11 protein-coding genes are annotated in these 17139 nt (G+C 37.6%); 9 read left to right on the top strand and 2 right to left on the bottom strand.

Features of this window, described 5'->3' with window-relative positions:
• Positions 1 to 34: 34 nt before the first annotated feature.
• Genes IWC72_RS08395 through IWC72_RS08380 form a run of 4 tightly spaced genes read left to right on the top strand, consistent with a single transcriptional unit; the run spans position 35 to position 6467 of the window.
• Positions 35 to 3310, top strand: coding sequence for a VCBS repeat-containing protein (locus IWC72_RS08395; protein WP_317171398.1), 3276 nt, complete (start codon positions 35 to 37; stop codon positions 3308 to 3310).
• Entirely contained in the window at positions 3303 to 4655 is a 1353-nt protein-coding gene (locus IWC72_RS08390; RefSeq protein WP_194529461.1) for a vanadium-dependent haloperoxidase, read from the top strand. Before IWC72_RS08395 ends, IWC72_RS08390 begins: the two co-directional genes overlap by 8 nt.
• A gap of 5 nt (positions 4656 to 4660) precedes the next feature.
• Entirely contained in the window at positions 4661 to 5566 is a 906-nt protein-coding gene (locus IWC72_RS08385; RefSeq protein ID WP_194529460.1) for a GyrI-like domain-containing protein, read from the top strand.
• A gap of 34 nt (positions 5567 to 5600) precedes the next feature.
• On the top strand, positions 5601 to 6467 hold the full coding sequence (locus tag IWC72_RS08380) for a hypothetical protein (protein WP_194529459.1): 867 nt from the start codon (positions 5601 to 5603) through the stop codon (positions 6465 to 6467).
• 14 nt (positions 6468 to 6481) lie between these two features.
• Here IWC72_RS08380 and IWC72_RS08375 read toward each other — a convergent pair whose 3' ends face one another.
• Positions 6482 to 10207, bottom strand: coding sequence for a metallophosphoesterase (locus IWC72_RS08375; RefSeq protein ID WP_194529458.1), 3726 nt, complete (start codon positions 10205 to 10207; stop codon positions 6482 to 6484).
• A 39-nt stretch (positions 10208 to 10246) separates the two neighbouring features.
• Between IWC72_RS08375 and IWC72_RS08370 the strand changes: the two genes are divergently transcribed.
• Complete coding sequence (locus IWC72_RS08370) at positions 10247 to 11449, top strand: Pycsar system effector family protein (protein WP_194525764.1); 1203 nt, start codon at positions 10247 to 10249, stop codon at positions 11447 to 11449.
• Positions 11450 to 11499: 50 nt separating this feature from the next.
• On the opposite strand, the gene IWC72_RS08365 is transcribed toward IWC72_RS08370, so the two are convergent.
• Positions 11500 to 13890: a GAF domain-containing protein gene (locus tag IWC72_RS08365; protein ID WP_194525763.1), complete on the bottom strand. Its 2391-nt coding sequence runs from the start codon at positions 13888 to 13890 to the stop codon at positions 11500 to 11502.
• Positions 13891 to 14005: 115 nt separating this feature from the next.
• On the opposite strand from IWC72_RS08365, the gene IWC72_RS08360 reads away from it, so the two are divergent.
• The 4 genes from IWC72_RS08360 to IWC72_RS08345 all read left to right on the top strand — a co-directional run bounded on the left by IWC72_RS08360 (position 14006) and on the right by IWC72_RS08345 (position 16969).
• Positions 14006 to 14908, top strand: a complete 903-nt coding sequence (locus IWC72_RS08360; RefSeq protein WP_194525762.1) for a metallophosphoesterase — start codon at positions 14006 to 14008, stop codon at positions 14906 to 14908.
• A gap of 46 nt (positions 14909 to 14954) precedes the next feature.
• A complete protein-coding gene (locus IWC72_RS08355; protein WP_194525761.1) occupies positions 14955 to 15605 on the top strand; it encodes a hypothetical protein in 651 nt (216 codons plus the stop codon).
• Positions 15606 to 15728: 123 nt separating this feature from the next.
• Complete coding sequence (locus tag IWC72_RS08350) at positions 15729 to 16334, top strand: DUF1684 domain-containing protein (RefSeq protein ID WP_194529457.1); 606 nt, start codon at positions 15729 to 15731, stop codon at positions 16332 to 16334.
• A gap of 221 nt (positions 16335 to 16555) precedes the next feature.
• Positions 16556 to 16969: a nuclear transport factor 2 family protein gene (locus IWC72_RS08345; protein WP_194529456.1), complete on the top strand. Its 414-nt coding sequence runs from the start codon at positions 16556 to 16558 to the stop codon at positions 16967 to 16969.
• Positions 16970 to 17139 lie beyond the last annotated feature (170 nt).

Raw genomic sequence — 17139 nt, 5'->3', positions numbered from 1 at the left:
ACCTAAAGAATCTCAAAGAAAAAACTTACCGTTCGTGCTTTTCAAACACACATATATATACTTCTACCTCGCACTCTTTACTTTTTCCGGTTGCGGTAAAAAGCAGGGTTCACTTTTTAATAATCCACCTGCCGAAGAGACAGGTATTACCTTTAAAAATACCCTTACAGAAACAGATGACCTTAACATTTTAGACTATCTCTATTTTTATAACGGAGGCGGAGTAGCCATTGGAGATATTGACAATGACGGGCTTCCTGATATTTTCTTCTCGGGTAACCAAGTAAAGAACAAACTCTATAGGAACAAAGGTAATCTACAGTTTGAAGATATTAGTGAAACTGCCGGTATTGAAGGGAACAGCACTTGGAACACAGGTTCCGTAATGGGCGATATAAACGGAGACGGTCTCTTGGATATTTACGTATGCGCCGTGGTGGGCATTAATGGATTCAACGGTTATAACGAACTGTTTCTAAACAACGGCGATGGCACTTTTACGGAAAGTGCCGCTACATACGGACTTGATTTTGATTCGTACAGTTCCAATGCCGCTTTTATTGATTTTGATTTAGATGGTGACTTAGACATCTATCTGTTGAACCATGCCGTACACACCCAAGAGTCTTTTGGAAAAGCAGATTTACGTCTCAAACGTAATTTTCAAACTGGAGACAAACTACTGCGTAATGACGGCAATACATTTACAGATGTAAGTGAAAATGCGGGAATCTATGGCGGTGTAAACGGATACGGTTTAGGACTAGCAGTTTCAGATTTTAACCAAGATGGTTATCCGGATATTTATGTGGGTAATGATTTCCATGAAGATGATTACTACTATTTGAACAATGGCGATGGTACTTTTACCGAAAGTTCAAAACAATTTTTTGGACATACCTCTCGCTTTTCAATGGGTAATGACGTGGCGGATATAAATCATGATGGCTGGCCTGATTTGATTTCCTTGGATATGCTTCCGCAAGATGAAAAAGTTTTGAAATCATCTGAAGGTGATGACAATATACAAACCCAAAAATTGCGTACAGAGCGTTATGGATACGGGTACCAGTTCACTAGAAATATGTTGAACATCAATCAGCAAAACAGCACTTTTTCAGAAACTGCACTTATGAGTGGCGTAGCCGCTACGGACTGGAGCTGGAGTGCCCTTTTTGGTGATTATGACCAAGATGGCGAACAAGATTTGTTCATAGCCAATGGTATCCCTAAACGACCGAACGATTTAGATTTCATCAATTTTGTCAGTAGCGAGCAAATTCAAAGCAAGATGAACAATACCAAGTTAATGGACCAACAAGCTTTGGACAAAATGCCTGCCGGAAAAATCCATAACTACATTTTTAAGGGTTCAGATGATTTAACCTTCAAAGATGAATCTGGCCAATGGATAGCTATAGATACGCTGGTTTCCGGAGCTACCGCCATAGGAGACCTAGACAATGATGGTGACTTGGATCTAGTTACCAACAACCTGAACGGAACCGCTGCGCTCTACGTTAATAAAACAGACAATAAAGCAAACTATCTAAAGCTAAAATTGAAAAACAAAGGCAAAAATACTTTTGGTATTGGCACCAAGGTTTTCTCTTATGCGAAAGGAAAATTGCAATATAAAGAACTGTATACGGTTAGAGGTTTTCAGGCTTCTTCCGAACCTGTGATTCATTTTGGTTATGGAGATATCACACAGGTTGACTCTCTTAAAGTAATCTGGCCAAATGGTACATATCAAACTTTAAAAAATGTAGAAACCAATCAGACTTTGGAGGTAGAAGCCAATAGCAACACTACATTTGACTATACCAGTTTACAGCCAAATAATCAACCACTTTTTGAAAAGGCCGAACATAATTTAGGTATCGATTTTATTCATATCGAGGATAATTATACAGACTTCAACCGTCAAAAATTGATTCCCTATCAGGTCTCAGACCGTGGTCCCGCAACGGCAATAGGAGATTTAAACGGTGATGGCAATAAAGATATTTTCTTTGGTGGATCAAAGTATATCCCCTCACAAGTTTATATCCAGAACGATACGGCGTTTGCTCCGTTTCATATAACCGAAATAACAAAAGATTCTATCAAGGAAGACATAACTGCAATTATTTCCGATTTTAATTCAGACGGTAAAAACGACCTTATTGTTGGAACGGGCGGTGGTGACTTCTATAATAAAATGGAACCGTTATTGGATTCGTACTACATTCAAAACAATACTACGTTTGAAACCTCAAGTCTACCGGAAAGTTTCCAGAATACTTCAGTTCTCGCTCCCTATGATTTTGATGGAGATGGAGACCTTGATCTGTTCGTTGGCGGCCAGACCATTTCAAATGACTTTGGAAAAATTCCTGAATCCGCTCTACTTATAAACGAGAATGGCAGATTTTTGAATAAGAACGACGAAAGTCTGTCTAATTTGGGTATGGTTACCGACGCCATTTGGACCGATTTTGATTCTGACGGCACAGATGACCTCATTGTAATTGGCGAATGGATGTCTCCGGTATTTTTTAAGAATGTAAAAGGAAAACTGAGTAAAATTGATGTTACCCAGAAAAATTTAAATGGACTCTGGCAAACTATTGTTCCTTTTGACATAGACCATGATGGCGATACGGATTACTTGCTTGGCAATTGGGGCAGCAACACGAAGTTCAAAGCGTCTACAGAACATCCTTTGAAAATGTTCTACGGTGATTTTGACAACAACAGACAGACCGAAACCATAACCACTATAGAAAAAGATGGTAAATACTATCCTTTGGAAGGTCTGGACGGGCTTTCCTCTCAACTCGTTTTCCTTAAAAAGAAATTCAATACCTATGCTTCATTTGCGGGTTCCTCTATTGAAGATATTTTTGATAAAGAGGTTTTAAAACAAGCAAAAATACTAGAGGTAAACGAACTTCGTTCTGGCTATTTAAAAAACGAAAATGGTAAATTCAACTTCGTCCCGTTTCAAAATGAGCTACAGGTCTCACCAATTATGGCAATGCTTCCGTATGATTTTAATGGCGATGGAAATGAAGAGGTCTTGGCCGCCGGAAATTATTTTGGTGTTAAACCCTATCACGGCAGATTCGATTCTTTTGGGGGCGCATTGATTAAAGATGAAAATAATGTAATTTTAGGCCCTCAAATTGATTTTGACTTAAGTCAAAAATCAGTGCGCCATCTAAATATCATTGACCTTAAAAGTGAAAAATATCTCTTGGTCACGATCAACAACAATGCTGCAGAGGTTTATCGATTGAAAAGAAAAAAAAATACCAATGAATAAAATTTTTATTGCAATACTATCGCTTGTTTTTGCCATTTCGTGCAAAGCTCCTCAAAAGGAAGAACCTATTATCATTAGTCCTGAAGACCTTAATGCTTCTATAGACGAGGTTACGGAAATTATGATTCACGATATATTCTCTCCTCCGGTAGCGAGTAGAATATTTGCTTATCCAAACGTAGCGGCTTATGAAATAATGGCCATGTCTAACGATAATTACAACCCTTTGGCAGGTCAGTTAAATGGACTTAACCCCATACCTAAACCTGACACTACAAAAACCATCAACTACGATGTGGCAGCAATGGTTGCCCACATGGAACTTAGTAAAAGGTTGATATTCTCCGAAGACCGTATGGAAAGCTTACGCGACAGTCTTTATACAGTTTGGCAAGGCAAAAATCCTGTTTTGTTTACCAATTCTAAAGCATACGGTTTACTAGTAGCAGACCATATTGGTGAATGGATGAAAAGTGATAATTACGCACAAACTCGTACCATGCCAAAATTTACGGTAGATGCGGATGACGAAACACGATGGCAGCCAACACCTCCCGCCTACATGGATGGTATTGAGCCTCATTGGAACAAAATCCGGACTTTTGTAATTGATTCCGCCGCACAGTTTAAGCCTATTCCACCGCCAGCATTTTCACTCGAGAAAGATTCTCCTTTTTTCAAGGAGCTTAAAGAAGTTTATGATATAAGCAATAGAATTACGGAAGAAGGCGATACTTCTGAAGAGATTCAGATTGCCCAGTTTTGGGACTGTAATCCTTATGTTTCGGTAACACGAGGTCATTTAATGTTCGCTACCAAGAAAATTACTCCAGGTGCGCATTGGATGGGTATTGCAAAAATTGCAGCCCGTAAAACTGATAGTGATTTTTCCAAAGCATTATATGCTTACACCAAAGCTTCAGTTGCTATGGCCGATGCTTTTATTAGCTGTTGGGACGAAAAGTACAGAAGTAACCTTATACGTCCCGAAACATTGATTAATCAGCATATTGATGATAGTTGGAAACCGGTTTTGCAAACGCCACCCTTCCCAGAATACACAAGTGGTCATAGCGTGGTTTCAGGTGCTGCCTCCGTAGCATTAACAGATGTTTTTGGGGACAATTTTGCTTTTGATGACGATACTGAAACGCCTTATGGCCTACCGGTCCGTAGTTTTACTTCCTTTAAACAAGCAGCAGACGAAGCTGCTGTTAGCCGCATGTACGGTGGTATTCATTACCGTGCAGCTGTAGAGGTTGGGGTTAAACAAGGTAGAGACTTAGGCAATTTTATAATGGCGAATCTAAACATGCTCAACAACAGCAAAGTCGCTCAAAACTAAGCACAATGCGCAAAAAAATAGGACTAATTCTAGTCGCTCTAGTATTAGTAGCGCTAGTTTGGTATCTCTTTATTAAACCGAATGATTATACAGTCCGGTTTCATACCAAAGCCTCCACCGGAACGGTCAACCAGATTGCGAAATTTTGGGTTAATCAAAATGAAAACGCCTCTTTTGTGACTCAAAAAAACTTGGGCGATTTCACCCATATTCAATCATTGAACGATACTAGCCTAACCTATAATTGGCAGGTAACCATATCAAACGATTCTACCTCTCAAGTAAAAGTCTACATTACGGACCAAGAGAATAGTCTAATTAACAGAATACTGATTCCCTTTTTGGATACTGATTTTAAAAAACGTTCTAAAAACACCGTCAAGGAAGTTTTTGATCTATTGAACAGTCACCTTTCCAACTTTAAAACTACCGTTTTAGGCAAAGCTATTATTCCAGAAAAATATTGCGCCTGTGTTTCCTTAAAAAGTACCCAGCTAGAAAAAGTAAAGGGTATGATGGAGAACTACGCTAAACTAAGTGGCTTTATAGCAAAAAATAACATTGAACTTGATGGACGACCTATGATCGCTATAGAAAAATGGGATGTACAAAAAGACAGTATTACATATAACTTTTGCTTTCCCATTATTAAATCCGATAGTCTTCCGCAAAAAGAAGGTATATTCTACAAACGCATAGAAGAACAAAAAGCCTTAAAGGCCATCTATAACGGAAACTATCTAACCTCGGACCGTGCTTGGTATGCATTACTAGACTACGCTGCCAAGAAGAAACTTACGGTTTCCAAAACGCCTATTGAGGTATTTCATACCAACCCAAATATGGGCGGAAATGAACTGGAATGGAAAGCGGAAATTTTTATGCCTTTACAAGCACAAGAACCCGAATAGGTCTTACCTTTACATTCCATTAAATTTTACCCCAATGAAATTAAAGGCAAAAAATCTTTCGCTTCAAATTGTAGTACTTTTTCTTTTTTACAGCTGTGCCAATCATGGTCAATTAATTTATGTGACCAAACTACCTAAAAGCTTAGAAGAAAACTCTGGAATAGCGGCCTACAATGATAATTCTGCCTGGTTTATTGAGGATAGCGGCAATGACGACATCATTACCAAAGTGGATTACCGAGGCGAAGTTTTAAAGGAACTGAAAGTAAAAAACGGTAAAAACAAGGATTGGGAAGACCTTACCGAAGACAAAAAAGGCAACTTGTATATAGGTGATTTTGGCAACAACAATAGTTCACGAAAAAACCTTGTTATCTACAAATTGCCAAACCCGGAGTATGAAAGCGGTGACCATATTACAGCGGAACAGATAACGTTTAGGTATCCAGAACAAAAAAAATTCCCGCCTAAAAAAAACGAACGCCTTTATGATGCCGAAGCTTTTTTCCACTACAACAATTACCTTTATATTTTTACCAAAAACAGAGCTGACCCTTTTACCGGAGAGTCGTTGGTATACCGTGTACCTGATACAAAAGGAGATTATGAAGCTGAGTTTTTAGGTAAAATAACCCCCTGTAATGATTGGGATACGTGTAGAATCACTTCTGCAGATATCTCACCCGATGGTAAAACTGTGGCTCTATTAAGTACCGGTAAAATCTGGACTATTTCTAATGTTGACTTAGAAGATTTACCCAACAGCACTCTAGAAGAAATTGATTTACTGGTACGCTCTCAACTGGAATCCATCACATTTATAGATAACACAACCCTTTTACTTTCTGATGAGGAAACAAAAACGGATGGTGGGAACCTTTACAAATACGAGTTAAAATAGGTCTGACTTCAATTCTAAAAACCAAAACCTAACCCAAAGGAAAATCGCATACCGTCATGACTATTAAATAAAGCTAAGCGAGCTGTAACAATATCCGCACCGTTAAGGAAAAATCCACCGCCATATGAGGTGTGCCACTCTTTTGAATCCTCATTGGGCAACCACACTCTTCCATAGTCAAACCCTCCGTAGAAACCCATAGACAAAGGCAGGAGCTGTGTTTTTATCTTTCTGAGGCTATAACGGACATCCGTGTTCTGATAATACGACTTTTTACCGGTGAAACGTTGGTTTCTAAAACCTCTTAACCCATCAATACCACCTATGCTCGCCGCCTGATAAAACTCATAATCATCGCCTATATTAAAATGAGCTTTCCATTTTGTTGCCAAGACCAATCTACCGCTCGGCACCAACTTATAATCAAACGCAAGACTTGGCTTAATATACCCAAAAGCCTTTCCGTTCTCCGTACTTCTCTTATAACCGGTTTCTAGCGAAGTGGACATACCCATTGTTGGGAAAGCTGCATTATCCGCATTGCCATAAGAATAGGTGGCATCAACCCCAACAAATCTATTTACCGTTTCCTCTCCATTGGCTTGGTAAAAGGTATTAATGAACCTATTGTCACTTTCTTCAACTTCTATAGATTCATAGGAAACCCCAGCTTTCAACTTGGCTCCCAAGTCGCCTCGCCATACCAAAGCAGGTGCAAATTTTAGGGTTTGCAAACGTACTCGGTTGTAATCCAATCCTAAATCATCATCAATATTCTCTGTACTATTTCCAAAATCAAAAAAGTTAATCGCAAAATTTGGACTTGTAAAACGAGCTCCCAAATGTAAATTCCAATTTTCAAAAATATGGGCAAATTCCCCTCCGTATCCTAATTCAAAACCACTGGTCGCAAAGTAAAACGAAGCATCTACCTTATGTTGTTGCGTAAAAGGGTTCTGCCTGAAGCCGTTGTACGTATAGATGTCACTGATTCCTATTTTAACCCCGTCATCCGGATTAAAACCTATAGTTGGAACTATTTGATTGACCGAATTACGGATTTGCAAAGGCAAATAGTTATTGGTATTGTAATCATCCGTAAGTTTTAATTTAGAACCGCTACGCTCTTCAATTGTATTCTTTTTTGATTTGTAATCATATATAGCGATGTTCCCACCTTCGTCCACACGGTAGATGTCATTATTTTGACCTCCCACCAAGCGCATTTTGATAGCACTTCTGTTATCTCCGTTTACCTCAAAAATATCATCATCATCTAAACCGTAGACCCATACTTCTTTGGTACTTTCCCTATTGAATACTTTACTGAAGTACAACTTATCTTTCTTACCTTTAATATTTCGGTAGACTTTGACCTCGGTTTCTTTGTTGTTTAAGATGTTCACCTCAAACCAATCATCTTTATCCGTTCCTACAACTACCGCATATTTATTTAAAACGCCATAATAAATGCGTGCGGTTTCCTCAATATGGGCTGTTCTGGCCAACAACATCTTTTTTATATCTGCAGCTGTCTTATCCCTTACCTCTATTGGAAAATGCTTGAAGGCTTGATCTATTACCTCAGGAGTTATGTTTTCTCTTATAAACTGAGCCTGTTTTTGCCAATCCTCCAACGTAGTCTCGGTTAAAAGGGCCATATCCAATACATATGTTTTAGGCGAAGAATTAAATCCTTTTACATTTCTTATTTTATCATCAAAACCCTCCATTAAGCGTAATGCAGGTACAATTCTAGTTGCTAGCTTCATAAGCGGACCATCACCATGTTTTGAAAAGACCATATCACGATCCCGTGGTACCGGCTTGTAAATTACCTTTTTTGTTTTTTTATCTTTAAATTCTGCCCATCTCCACTGGTCCACATGACGGTCCCAATCTCCCATAACCATATCAAAAAGGCGAGCCCTTAAGTATAGCTCAGAGTCTACGGAATATTTCTCATCATCACGTAAATCTTCGAGCATGCTGTCCGTACTTTTTAAGTCGTTTGCAAAACCAAAGCTTTCTAAATCGCCATGTCCGTCACCGGTATGTTCTTCAATCATATAAAGCTCATCGCCAAAAGATTGGTTATATCCTTTTAATGCCGGTTGTTTTGGCACATAATACAAAACCGGGTTGGTGTGAAACAGTCCAACTGCATCAGACAATACACCAACTGTAAAAGCCCCGTACGGATGTGATCCGGTATAAAAGTCAAGAAGAAATTTCTCTGTATACGTTCCCTCAAAATCTCCCATCACGTATTGGTCTTGGAATGCCATAGCCTGCAGGTACAATTCAGCATTTTTACGAATGGCCCTCATAACATATTCCTTTCCGCTTTGATGACGTAATCGCAATGATTTTGATTGATGCCCACCTCCCATATGTACCGGTTTAAGGCCTCCCATGAGCGTATCTAAATTCACCGTTGGAACCTTAACCTTGGCATTATAATAATCTCGATAGCGGTCTCCCCATAAGAATTTAAAAAAACCGCTCCTTTCTACTTCATCGTTACTATACACCGAAGCCTCAACACTATCTGCAAATTGTTCCGGATAATTCTCTTCAAAAAATTCCCTGTCCGGAGGTAATACCTGAGATGTAAATAAAAACTCCTCTTCTTTATTTTCATCTACTCCAAAATAACGTACTTGAGAAGAACCATCATTGTAGACCTCAAACGTAGCATAGCCTCTTTGGCCAGTTGAGAATTTACTTCCATTCAACAAACGCGTTGCACCGGTTTTTGCACCTGAACCGCTCACAATCTGTGGTGTATTCTCCTCCACGATATATTGTAGCGTATGTTCATGACCCGATGCCAAAATTACCTTATTGGAATACTGTGCCAAAGTCAACAAGCGTTTTCTCAACTCCGTATACCGCTTGTTCTGCATATCTTCAACAGATGCTCCCGTTGTTCTTCTCAAAACATTTATAAAAGTACCAAGTATTGGAAGCGGCCCAATATTACCTTTAGGGTAGAAATGTGACCTCAATGAAAATTGCCCGCCATGCGTACCATAACTGAACATTGGGTGGTGCGCGGCTATTATAGTAGTGCGCTGCCGGTTATCCTTAATTTCATCCTCCAGTTCTAACCAAAATCTATCGCGGGTCTTGATATCGCATTTATCATTGATATCCGGACGATGGTTCCAATTTGTTAGGTACCATTCTGTATCTATTGCTATTATAACTACTTTATCATTGACTTCAATAGTCTTTATAGGACACCCATCTTCAGGAAAAAAAACCTCGTCACTATCTAAATGTTCTTGAATATAGTCCTGTTCTCGCTTTAAACCTACAAGACCTTCAGTATACCAATCATGGTTACCAGGAATGAAAATGGGTTTTCCTTTAAAATTTTCCAATGTTTTTAATTGGGCGTCAAGGTCATTTTTAGCCTTAATATAGGCTGCAGTAGAATCAATAGGATCAGGAAGACCTGCTGGGTAGATATTATCCCCTAAAAATAGTGCTGTACTATTTTTGTCCGCAGTATCTAATTTATCTTTAAAAATCTTAAGCGCATCATTCATCCCGTTCATAGGAGATAGACCTGCATCCCCTATTAAAAAAAACGTATGTGCAACTTCTTTTGAGGTAACAACATCCTCTTTTCCTGCCTCACTTACATATTTAGTTTTAGAAGTAGCGCAACTTGCCAATAGAGAAACCAGCGCTATTAAAGTAAAATGTTTACGCAATAGAATACCATTCATTCTCAATATTTTGTAATTTGGAACCATAAACAATTTTTCATGCCGGATTTACTATCGAAAACCGAAGAATTTGCAATTAACCTGCTAGTCAAAGATTTAGATACCAACTATTTGTATCATAATCTTAGACATACACAGCGAGTGGTCAAAAGTACTAAAGAATTGCTTGATTTCTATAATTTAAACGCCATTGATAGGGATGCAATAACTCTTGCTGCATGGCTACATGATACAGGCTACACAAAAGGTGTTGAGAATCACGAAGAAAGCAGTTGCGCTATAGCTAGGAAGTTTCTTACTGAGCAAAATTGCGAATCACAGACTATTGAAACTATATGCAGTTTGATCATGGCCACGAAAAGAGGTTATGAGCCACAAAATTTGATGGAAGAAATTATGAGAGATGCAGATGCATCTCACTTGGCACAGTCTAGTTATGATCAAACCTGTGAAATGCTACGGGAGGAACTACGTCTTTTGGGTATCGCCGAAATTTCTCCAAAAGAATGGCGCCGTAGCAATATTAAAATGTTTCAAACGGAGCATCGCTTTTATACGGATTATGCCATTAAGAACTGGCAACAAGGAAAAGATGACAACCTTAAAAAACTAATAAAACAGGATAAGAAACAAAATAAAACACGTAAAAAAGAGGAACTTAAGGTTAAATTAAAAAACCAGAGCCCGGAACGAGGCATACAGACCATGTTCCGTGTTACCATGCGTAATCATTTGAAATTAAGTGACATTGCAGATACAAAGGCGAATATTCTTTTATCTGTAAATGCCATTATTATTTCATTGATGCTTACCAATCTTATTCCAAAATTAGATAACCCATCTAATGATTACTTGGTTATCCCTGCGGGTATTTTTGTTCTTTTTAGTGTTGTGTCCATGATAATGTCTGTCTTGGCAACTAGGCCTAACGTTACAACTGGTGAGTTTACCAAAGAAGATGTAAACCAAAAGAAGGTAAACCTACTGTTCTTTGGAAATTTTCATAAAATGAAGCTTGAAGATTATGAGTGGGCCATTCAAGAACTCATTAAAGACCAAAAATATGTCTATGATTCTTTAACAAAAGACCTTTACTTTTTAGGGGTGGTTTTAGATAGGAAATATAAATTATTACGATGGACCTATACCATTTTTATGATTGGTATGACCCTCTCTGTGATTGCATTTTTTGTAGCACTGAAATTTTACGGTCCAGAAAGAATAATTGAACTGCCCACATAAAAAATTAGTTCTGAGCTAAAGGATTTAAATTCTATAGCTCAGAAAAAACCTTAAGATTTTAACTCATTCATAAGATCCTCGTACGTATAGGTCCTTTCCGAATCGTTATCTTTTGTCTTATAAAGAATGTCTGCGCGTATGGCTTTTAAACCACTTACACCTTGCAGCCCTTCTAACTCAACTATCTCTACCTTTCCGGTAAAGTAACCTTTTGACCTAAGGAAAGTGATGTATCTAAGGTATTCTAACTCATCCTTTTTCTGAGAGTAGACAATAACCATCTTGCCCGCTTGAGTCAAGCGTTCGTTGGTTCCTTTTATAAAAGACTTATCTATACGTTTTTTGATAATTTCATATCGGGCATTATACGTGCCGTCTACATCAAAACGCTTCTCATCCATTCTAAAGCGAATAGAAAGTGACGTGCTATATACCAATATAAGCGAAGCTACATCTAAAGGCACTGGAAGCTCAGGTTTTAGCGCATAATGGGCATTTTCCATTTCGCACATAACTTGCAACTGCCACAACCTAAGGTTATTCAGGTAAAGCATATCAAAATCACGATCCCCAACTATTTCTTCACCAATGTACATGTTATGTTCAACACCATCTGTTTTATACCGCTCAAAATAATGCGGAAACATGGCCTGGGCTCCTTTTTGCTTTTTATCCATTAAAGCAGCCAACTTCATATTAATCTGAGTAACACTTTCATCATAATTACGACGGTGGTCATAATAAGACTCCGTACCCATGTCTACCGAAGATTCATAAAAGCGAATCAAATTTTTCAACTCATCATCAGATTTCTTCAAATGAGAGAAAACAGGATTAATTTCCTCCAATACGAAATTAAAAATAGCCTGCTCACTATTGGTATGAAGAGTTTCTTTTATGCTATCTACATGACCATTTACCCTAAACATCAATTCTTCATAAATAGGCAACTTGCTCTTCTGCCAAGAAGCTTCAAGCACACTGTTTATTGTAGAGAGTTGAATCATCAAATCTCGCTGAATAGCTGTATTACGGGCTTGTGAGGAATTTTTTATATCTATCTGTCCGTACAAAGGATAAACATCCTTAAATACTATTTCCTTAAAAGCAGGTTGCTGCCCTTCTAAATTATCCTTTATAAAACGTCTGGCTTCCTCTTCAAACCTCCAGTATACAGAATCATGTACCGAAGTACATTCGTTCTGTATAACGGCATCAATCAAATTATCTTCCTCCGCCCTAGAACGTAACACAGCAGAAACAATAAAGGGCATTACATCTTCTAATTTATTGGCATTAACACTATTAAGAACATTAGATTCATATGCTACAAGTTCCAAAACCCCTAGGAGCTCTCCTTCTTGTGCAATAGGAGCTAAAATGGCGCTTTTTATACCGTGTTTTTTAAGATTATTAAACAAGGTCATTTCTCCACCCATCTCAACTAAAATCTTATGATAGCGATCTACATCAGAAATAGCAAAGTATTTATTATCTACTAAAAGTTTGTGATATGAATTCTCACACAAAGCTCCTTGACATGGGATAGTATCATCATCGCCCAAAAGAAAACTCTCCATACCCTTTGCATAAACCTTTTCAAACTGGTTGCCTTTGGAATTGTATTGAGAAAGCCCTACCCTAATATTGGGTGTATTAAAGAAAGATCTAAAAGTTTCTTCTAGATCTACCATAAAACTCTCGCTATTACTCTTGTCGTTAGCGATTAAACCAGATTTTATCTCAGAAATAGAATGCTCAGCCGTAACATCGAACATATTAGAGATAACAAACCCTTTTGATATAAAACTATTGGGCGGAATTTTCTCTTTCCACAGTTCTATATTATCAAAATTATCTAGCAATTCGTCTACATCTTGTTGAGTAAGGTCTTTTGCCTTTTCCGTAGGTAGAATTTCCATAAAATCTGCGTTATATAGAATCCTATAGTGACGCATTACTCCATTCTTATCAGGAATGTCATAGAAAAATGGTCTCTTAAAATCAAAATTAAAACCATAATGAAAATTCAGGATTACCGTACATGCAACAATATACATTTGGTGCTCTGGTAAGTTTCGCATTTCTGGTATGAAATCATCACCTCCCGCATCTTTTAATATTCTCCTAAATCGTTTAGAGGAATTAAAAATGATATTGTTGTACGGCAAAGAAGCCGTCTTTATCTCGTTGTTAGTCAGGACTTCTGAAAAAATATCCTGTAAAATAATATTAATGACACCTTTATGTTTCTTAAGTAAAGAAGCATCACTAAAACCTTCCCGAAGTTCCGGGTAAGGTTCTGCTGTTTTTAAAATTCGTTGTGCCATTTTGGCCGCCGTGACATTATCACTTTTAGCCATAACATCATATTGCCGCAAAAGCTTATCAAAGCTTATGAGCTGTGTAATAGGTAAATCTGTTCCGTAGTTTTTCTCCATTCTCATTCTATCAGTCGTAAATACCTTTATAAAGTTACAAAAGAAAATACTGCTTTGTTAAAACAAAGTTTATGCCTTTCGTCGCTTTTTTTAGATATTTATGCAAATTTACAATATGTCGTCCAATACCCGGTTATCCAGAGCATACCAAAATGCCAAAGTGGTCCCTTTTGACGATGAATCGAAATTTATTCTCTTCAGTGACTGCCATAGAGGTGACAATAGCTTTGCAGATGACTTTGCCAACAACCGGAACATCTACTTTCATGCCCTCAACTTTTATTTCAAGGAAGGCTTTGACTATTGCGAAATAGGCGATGGAGATGAGCTTTGGGAGAATCGTTTTTTCGATTCCATTTTTGAGGCTCACAAGAATGTTTATGAGCTGTTGCGAAAATTTCATTGGAGCCGAAGATTACACATGATTTGGGGAAACCATGACATGGTTTATAAAGACCCTGAGTATGTTAAGAAGAATCTAAGCAGTTATTTTGAACCTATAGACGGAGAATCTAAAGAGCTTTTTGAAGGCATTACCTACCACGAAGGCATTATACTAAAGCATGAGAATACACAACAAGAAATTTTCTTGACTCATGGCCATCAAGCAGATTGGTGGAATTATACTTTTTGGCGCTGGAGTCGTTTTTTGGTTCGCGCACTTTGGAAACCTTTGCAAGTGTGGGGCATTGCAGACCCAACAAGCCCCGCAAAAAACTACAAAGAACTCATTAAAATTGAACGTAGAATTAAAAAGTGGATACTAAAAAACAACCTTTTAATTACTATTGTTGGCCACACCCATAGACCCCGTTTTCCAGAACCTGGAGACATTCCATTTTTTAATGATGGTAGTTGTGTACACCCACGCAGCATTACGGGTATTGAAATTGAAAAAGGAACTATTTCATTAATAAAATGGCAAATTTCTACTACCGATGATGGCACGCTTCGTGTAGTACGTGTTTTACTGGAAGGCCCTCAAAAGTTGACGGACTACCTAAAAGCGAAAGGTTAGAAGAATACGTATCTTTGCCCCACCATTAACTAAATAATTAAAATTCATGTTTAAAAGAACACTATTTATTGCCCTTTCTGCTCTTGTACTCACCTCTTGTTGGAAAAACAAAAGTCCCGAAGACCTTATTCGTTTAAAAGATAAATTCAAAAGTCAAGTATCTACTTTTGAAAACAAAAAAGAGACTGCCAATAAAAATGTAAACAGAGGCCTAGAATCTCTGAGCGCATTAAAAGCTGCTTTAGAAGACACCAAAAATGAGGATAAGGAATTTGCGAAGGTATATGGCGATTGGGAAAAAGTAGACCGCCGTGTAAATAATCTGAACAAAGAATACGAAGATTTAAAAGAAAAGGCCGCTAACCTTTTTACTGCCATGGAAAAGCAGACCAACAGTCTAAGCGACGAAACCAGCAAAAAAACGCTTTTGAGTGCCATTCAAAAAGCGCGTACCAAATATAACGGCACATTGACCAATACCTCTAAAGCCATTGATAAATTAAAACTCTTACACGGTGATGCTGTAGAAGTGGTAAAAGCTTTAGAAGTAGCTGCCGCCCTTAATTCTTTTGACAATATCAATGACCAAATGAAGAGTATAGAAGGCCGTGTAGAAGGTATTATGCAAGAACTGAATGTTGCCGTTGTAGAGAGCAAAAAGCTTTACGAACAGAAGATTACTGAGCTTGGAGAGTAAGTGAGTCATTTATATGATGAACTATATTCGCCATAACAATAACTGAAACCCCTTAATATAAAGGGGTTTTCTGTTCATTTTAGTTGGATAAAGCAATTGAATGCAATTAACCTTCAAAACAATATGAAAATAATCTTAGCTATACTATTAATTCTCACTAATACCATAGTATTCGCTCAAGAGCAATCTCATAGTGATGAAGTAAAAGAATTCCAAAAAGAACTGAATGCCGAATTCAAAAACCCGGACAAATCACCTTTATCCAAAAAAAGGCAGAAAAAATTTACAGGTCACAACTTTTATCCAATTAACGAAGCATTCCGTGTAGAGGCTAAATTCACGAGAATTTTAGACCCACTACCGTTTCAAATGAAAACTACGACCAATAGGACCCCTACCTATGAAAAATATGGGGAAGTTGTTTTTGAAATAGAAGGAAAACCATATAAATTAACTATTTACCAAAGCCATCGTTTACGTAAAACCGAAGAATTCAAAGACTATTTATTTCTACCCTTTACCGACCAAACCAATGAAAAAGAAACTTATGGTGGTGGCAGATATATTGATCTCAAAATCCCGAATTCAAACCATATTACAATCGACTTCAATAAGGCTTACAACCCTTACTGTGCTTACAATAATTACAGCTCCTGCCCCATTCCCCCTAAGGAGAATGACCTTCAATTAAAAATAGAAGCTGGGGTAAAAGCCGTAAAGACACCCTAGAGGATTATTTACCCTAGTCGGAAGCTAATCTTCTAAAGTGTTTTTAATAGTATTAAATACCAATCTACAACAAACTAAAACAGCCATACTAGTACGATTTAGGTTCTTTTAAGTCTTATTACCGAACGTTTGGTAAAAAATAATAATTAGCATATATTTGTCCATAACAACACAAAAAAATCATTAGTACTACCGAAAGTTCAGCAATAAAAATCAAAACTATGGAACAAAAACATCCTTTACCACCATTCAATCTTGAAACGGCTAAACAAAAAATACAATTAGCCGAAGATGCTTGGAACAGTCAAGACCCCGTGAAAATTTCAATGGCCTACTCTATTGATACTGAATGGAGAAATAGAAACCAATTTGTAAATGGGAGAAAAGAAGTACAAGCCTTTTTAACTGGGAAATGGGAAAAAGAACTGCAATACAAATTAAAAAAAGAATACTGGGCGCATACAGATAACAGAATCGCTGTCCGTTTTGAATATGAATATAGAAATACAGCTGGACAATGGTTTAGAGCTTACGGAAATGAAAATTGGGAGTTTGACGAAAATGGCCTCATGGAGAAACGTTATGCCAGCATTAACGACCTAGAAATTGAGGAGTCAGACCGGAAACTTAAATAACAGTATTTCTATTTAACTCCTTAAAAAACAACACCTTGATTAAAAAAAATTAGGTACGAACCGCCAAGCGATTAAGATACTAGGACTTAGTAAGTCTAAGTTCAACACATTTTTAACCTGAACTTAGACTTATATGTATTCGCCGTAATTCAGCAAATTACAAAAAGGTC

The organism is Zobellia roscoffensis, from assembly GCF_015330165.1.
Taxonomy (GTDB): Bacteria; Bacteroidota; Bacteroidia; order Flavobacteriales; family Flavobacteriaceae; genus Zobellia; species Zobellia roscoffensis.
The sequence above is the reverse complement of the archived record's forward strand: the minus strand, read 5'-3'. Positions and strand labels throughout refer to the sequence as shown.

Coding starts and splice junctions, on each gene's coding strand:
- IWC72_RS08390 (WP_194529461.1), top strand. CDS start 3,303: ATGAATAAAATTTTTATTGCAATACTATCGCTTGTTTTTGCCATTTCG.
- IWC72_RS08385 (WP_194529460.1), top strand. CDS start 4,661: ATGCGCAAAAAAATAGGACTAATTCTAGTCGCTCTAGTATTAGTAGCG.
- IWC72_RS08380 (WP_194529459.1), top strand. CDS start 5,601: ATGAAATTAAAGGCAAAAAATCTTTCGCTTCAAATTGTAGTACTTTTT.
- IWC72_RS08375 (WP_194529458.1), bottom strand. CDS start 10,207: ATGAATGGTATTCTATTGCGTAAACATTTTACTTTAATAGCGCTGGTT.
- IWC72_RS08370 (WP_194525764.1), top strand. CDS start 10,247: ATGCCGGATTTACTATCGAAAACCGAAGAATTTGCAATTAACCTGCTA.
- IWC72_RS08365 (WP_194525763.1), bottom strand. CDS start 13,890: ATGGAGAAAAACTACGGAACAGATTTACCTATTACACAGCTCATAAGC.
- IWC72_RS08360 (WP_194525762.1), top strand. CDS start 14,006: ATGTCGTCCAATACCCGGTTATCCAGAGCATACCAAAATGCCAAAGTG.
- IWC72_RS08355 (WP_194525761.1), top strand. CDS start 14,955: ATGTTTAAAAGAACACTATTTATTGCCCTTTCTGCTCTTGTACTCACC.
- IWC72_RS08350 (WP_194529457.1), top strand. CDS start 15,729: ATGAAAATAATCTTAGCTATACTATTAATTCTCACTAATACCATAGTA.
- IWC72_RS08345 (WP_194529456.1), top strand. CDS start 16,556: ATGGAACAAAAACATCCTTTACCACCATTCAATCTTGAAACGGCTAAA.